General features: G+C 63.0%; 2 protein-coding genes. Both read right to left on the reverse strand.

The genetic code is table 11. The features are described 5' to 3' along the window. Positions 1–4,954, reverse strand: a 4,954-nt coding sequence (locus tag E3O56_RS16075) for a non-ribosomal peptide synthetase (protein ID WP_248128546.1), incomplete at its 3' end; no start/stop codon positions are given. Positions 4,955–4,957: 3 nt separating this feature from the next. After that, on the reverse strand, positions 4,958–5,525 hold a 568-nt coding region (locus E3O56_RS16080; RefSeq protein ID WP_248128547.1), incomplete at its 5' end, for a phosphopantetheine-binding protein.

The following is a 5,525-nucleotide window of genomic DNA, read 5'->3' on the forward strand; positions in this document are numbered from 1 at the left end:
GATCACGCGGGTACTCGATATCCAGCGGCACATACACGCCACCGGCTTTCATCACCGCCAGGAATGCCACCATGATTTCGGCACTGCGCGGCATGGCAATGGCCACGCGCACTTCCGGGCCGACGCCACGGGCAATCAGGGCATGAGCCAGACGGTTGGCCTGGCGATCCAGTTCGCCGTAGCTCAGGGTTTGTGCGTCGAACTTCACCGCCACCGCCGTCGGGTTTTCCCGGGCGCGATCGGCAAACAATTCGTGCACCCAGCGCTCGGCCGAGAAGCCAGAATCCGTGCGGTTCCAGAGTTGCAGGATCTGTTGTTGTTCGGCCGCGTCCAGCAAGCTCAACTGACTGAGCTGCTGCCGCGGGTTGGCAACCATCCCCTGCAGCAGGTTCTGCCAGTGGCGCGCCATGCGTTGCACAGTGCCAGCTTCGAACAGGTCCTGGGCATAACCCAGGGTGGCCCATATGCCTTCGGTAGACTCCTGGATATCCAGGTCCAGGTCGAAATGAGCGGTCTTGCTTTCCCACTCCAGCCCTTGCACCTGCAACGCTGGCAATTGGCGCTGAACCTGGACCTGGCCGACATCGGTCTGGTGGTTGAACATGACCTGAAACAACGGGTTATGACTCAGACTACGCTCAGGTTGCAGAGCTTCCACCAGTTGTTCGAACGGCAAGTCCTGGTGGGCCTGGGCCTCGACCGCGCGTTGTCGAACGTGCTGCAACAACTGCTCGACGCTCATCTGCCCATGCACATCCGCCTTGAGCACCTGAGTGTTGACGAAAAAGCCGATCAGCCGCTCGGTCTCGCTGCGATTGCGGTTGGCAATCGGCACACCGACGCGTATTTCTTCCTGGCCGCTGTAGCGGTGCAACAAAGTCTGGAACGATGCCAGCAGCAACATGAACAGGGTCACGCCCTGCTCTTGCGCCAACACCTTGAGGCCCTGAGTGAGTTCGGGCGCCAGCTCGAAGGCCAGGCGCGCGCCACGGTGGCTCTGCACCGCCGGGCGCTGGTGGTCGAACGGCAACTCCAGCACGCTCTGCTCACCGCCCAACAGCTCACGCCAGTAGGCCAGTTGACGTTGCTTCTCGCCGGCGTCCATCCAGTTACGCTGCCATACGGCATAATCGGCGTACTGGATCGGCAACACCGGTAGCGGCACATCCTGGCCTTGGCTGTAACCGGCATACAACTGCACCAACTCCTCGACCACCAACTGCATTGACCAACCATCGGAGACGATATGATGCTGCACCAGCACCAACACATGCTCGTCGGCGGCCAGGCGCAGCAACGTCACGCGTAGCAACGGGCCCTGCTGCAGGTCGAACGGCTGGGCAATCAACGCTTCTACCCGGACCTGAAGCTGGGCCTCATCGACATCAGCCTGGGTGATCGGCAAGGCCACCTGCGGTTCAATCACTTGCACCGCGCCGTCGTGATCCTGGCGAATATGGGTGCGCAAGCTTTCATGGCGCGCCAGCAAGCTATCGAAACTGTGCTGAAGCGCGCCTAGATCCAACTGCCCTTTCAAGCGTAATGCACTGGGGATGTGATACGCCGCACTCTGGGGCTCCAGTTGCCACAGAAACCATTGACGCTCCTGGGCATAAGACAACGGCAACGGCTGCTCGCGGCCCGCCGGCAGCAGAGGTGGCGCCGTCGGCATCGGGCTGTCCTGGGCCTGCAAGGCGGTGACAAATGCCTCCAGGCGTGGGTGTTCGAACACGGCCTTGAGCGGCACTTCCAGGCTCAGGGTCTGGCGAATCCGTGATACCACCTGCATCGCCAACAGCGAATGCCCGCCCAGTTCGAAAAAGTGCTGGTTCAGGCCCACGTGCTCGGCGCCGAGGATATCCGCCCAGATCGCTGCCACCTGTTGCTGCAACGGCGTGACCGGCGCCAGCCAGTCCTGTTGCAAGGCGGCGGCTTCGGGTTTGGGCAGCGCCTGGCGGTCCAGCTTGCCGTTGGGGTTCAAAGGCATGTGGTCGAGGAAGATCAGGTGCGCTGGCACCATGTAGTCCGGCAGGTGTTCACGCAAGGTCAGCATCAGTTGTTCGCCAGCCTCCGCGCGCTCGGTTTCAGACAGCGTCTGCGCCGGCACCAGGTAGGCCACCAGTTGGTTGTCAGCCGCCAGCAACAAGGCTTCACGCACACTGTCCTGAGCCAGCAGTACGCTTTCAATCTCACCCAGTTCAATGCGGAAACCACGGATCTTGACCTGGTGGTCGACCCGCCCGACATACTCCACCACGCCGTCGGCGCGATAACGCGCCAGGTCGCCCGTGCGGTACAGGCGCTCGCCTGCCGCGCCGAACGGGTCCGCGACGAAACGTTCGGCAGTCAGGCCCGGCCGTTGTAAATAAGCGCGGGCCAAGCCACTGGCGCTGGCGATATAGAGTTCACCGACTGCGCCCAGCGCCAGCAAGTTCAGGTCGCGGTCCAGCACATACAGGCCACGCCCTGGCAGCGCCCGGCCAATCGGGCTGGCACCGGCGGCGCTGACGGCGCTCGCGTCGGTGCAGTCCAGCACACTGGAGACCACAGTGGCCTCGGTAGGCCCGTAGGTGTTGAGCAAGCGCACATGGCTAAGCCCTGCGCGCTGCCACAGGAGTGGGCCATCCAACGGCATGGCTTCGCCGCCGATATGGATCTGGCGCAAGGCACCATAAGACCTCGGGCCCGCTGCCAGGCAGTCTTGCAGGAACAGCTTCCAGTAGGCCGTAGGCAAGTCGGCCAAGGTGATGCCCTGGGCGATGATCTGCCGATACAGCTCGGCACCGTCCCACAGTTGCGGGCCGCGCAGTACTACGGTGGCACCGAGGGTCAGGGCCGGGTACAACTGCTCGACAAAACCGTCGAAGTTCAGGGTGGCAAACTGCAACACCCGGTCTTGGGCAACCAGTTGCGAGTAATCCGCCGCGATGCCAACGAACTCACTCAGGGCAGCATGGCTGATGGCAACCCCCTTGGGCTTGCCGGTGGAGCCGGAGGTGTAGATCACGTACGCCAGGCTCTGGGGCTCGACATCAGTCGGTAGATTGTCCTCGGAGCACTGCGCCAATGGGGCCAGATCAATATCCACGGACGACACATGAGCCGGCAACGGCAGGCGCCCGCGCAGGTGGGATTGAGTCAACACCAGGCCGACGCCGCTGTCCTCAAGCATATGCACCAGGCGTTCGCGCGGGTACTCAGGGTCCAACGGCACATAGGCTGCGCCCGTCTTGAGCACCGCCAGCAAGCTGACCACCATGGCAAAGGAGCGCTCGATGCAGATCCCCACCGGCCCATGAGGGCCGATGCCCTGGGCCAGCAGGTAATGCGCCAGGCGGTTGGCCTGACGGTTCAGTTCGCCATAGCTGAGGGCCTGGTCATCCAGGGCCAGGGCCTGGCGGCCCGGCTGCCGGTCGGCCTGGGCTTCAAACAGCCGGTGCAGCGCGTGCAGGGTGGTGGCACACGCCGGAGCATTCCAATCCTGGAGCATCACCTGTTGCTCCACGGCACTCAGCATCGGCAGCTCGCAGAGACGGCTGCGCGGTGCGTTCACCACCGCCTGCAACACGTGCTGCCAGTGCTGCGCCAAGCGCTCGACGGTAGCGGCGTCGAACAAGTCAGTGGCATAGGTCAGCGCAGCCCAGAGGCCCTCGGCGGATTCATGGGTATCCAGGCTCAGATCGAAATGGGTGGTCGGGCTGTCCCACTCCAGTTCCACCACACGCAGGCCCGGTAACTGCTGGCCTTCGCGGCCGCCCTGGGCATCGGTCTGGTGGTTGAACATCACCTGGAACAATGGGTTGTGGCTCAAGCTGCGTTCGGGCTGCAACGCCACCACCAGTTGTTCGAACGGCAGATCCTGATGGGCCTGGGCCTCCAGGGCGCGACGCTTGGTTTGTTGCAGCAGTTCGGCAAAGCTCATCTGCCCGTCGAGGTCAGCCTTGAGCACCTGTGTATTGACGAAGAAGCCGATCAACCGCTCGGTTTCGACACGGTTTCGGTTGGCATTCGGCACGCCAATACGAATGTCCGACTGCCCGCTGTAGCGATACAACAGGGCTTGGAACGACGCCAGCAACAGCATGAACGCCGTCACACCCTCCTGCTGCGCCAGGCGCTTGAGACCGGCCACCAGAGCCGGTGGCAGATGCACCTGCACGCTTGCACCGCGATGGCTTTGCTGCGCCGGACGCGAGCGGTCCAACGGCAGCTCAAGCACCGGCTGCTCGCCGCCCAGCAGGGCCTGCCAATAGGCCAACTGGCGCGCCTGCTCTCCGGCCTCCATCCAGCCTCGTTGCCACAGGGCGTAGTCGGCGTACTGGATCGGCAGCTCAGGCAGTTGCAAATCATGGCCCTGACTGTGAGCGGCGTAGAACTGCACCAGCTCTTCGACCATCACTTGCATCGACCAACCATCGGAGACGATGTGGTGCTGCACCATCACCAGCACATGTTCATCTTCGGCCAGTTGCAGCAGCGTCACGCGCAACAACGGCGCCTGGTGCAAATCGAACGGCCGTGCGACTTCGGCTTCCACCCGCGCCATCAACTGTGCCTCGTCGATACGCGCCTGGTGGATCTGCACCCGCGCCTGGGGCATCACCGCTTGCCAGAGGCGTTCGCCGTCCTCGACCAGTTGTGTGCGCAAGCTCTCATGCCGGGCCAGCAGGCTGTCGAAACTGCGCTGCAATGCCGCCAGGTCCAAGTGCCCGTGCAGACGCAGGGCGCCGGGGATGTGATAGGCGGTGCTGTCCGGATCCAGTTGCCAAAGAAACCACTGGCGCTCTTGAGCGTAGGACAGCGGCAGATGTTGGCCGTCCTCGCGGATCGAGGCAATCGGCAGTTGAGCGAAACTCATGCCCCGGCTTTGCAGGCGCTGGTAAAACTGCTGGCGCTGCTCCAGAGGCAAGCGAAGAAAGCGCGACACCAAGTCGATATTAGGGTTGGAAAGCATGGTTCAAATCGCCTCTAGTTCGCTCAAAAAGTCACGCAGGTCATCAAAATCTTCCACGCTGCCGGCGCGGAAAGTGGCTGCCGCCTGCACGTAGGCACGCAGCGAATCGGTCTGGAACAGTTCCATCAGCGGCACGTCAAGGCCCAATTCGGCTTGCACCCGGGAGGTGATCTGGATCGCCAGCAAGGAATGGCCGCCGACTTCAAAGAAGTTGTCGTTCAGGCCCACTTGCGGCAGGTGCAGGATGTCGGCCCAGATCGCAGCGATCTGTTGTTCAAGCTCGGTTTGCGGGGCCACGTACTGTTGCTGCATCTGGCTCGCATCCGGCAATGGCAACCCCTTGCGGTCGAGCTTGCCGTTGGGGGTCAGCGGCATTTGCGCCAGGAATACGAAGTGGCTGGGCACCATGTAGTCCGGCAGGTCGGCTTTCAAGGCTCGCCGCAGGGCATCGCGGAACTCGGCGGGGTCTGCCAGGCTGGCATCTGCCGGTACTACATAGGCCACCAGCTGCTTGCCGGTCGGGCCCTCCTGAGCCACCACCACGGTTTCACCGACGCTGACCTGCTCGCGC

The sequence above is a fragment of the Pseudomonas sp. W2Aug9 genome, from assembly GCF_023127755.1.
Classification (GTDB): Bacteria; Pseudomonadota; Gammaproteobacteria; order Pseudomonadales; family Pseudomonadaceae; genus Aquipseudomonas; species Aquipseudomonas synxantha_A.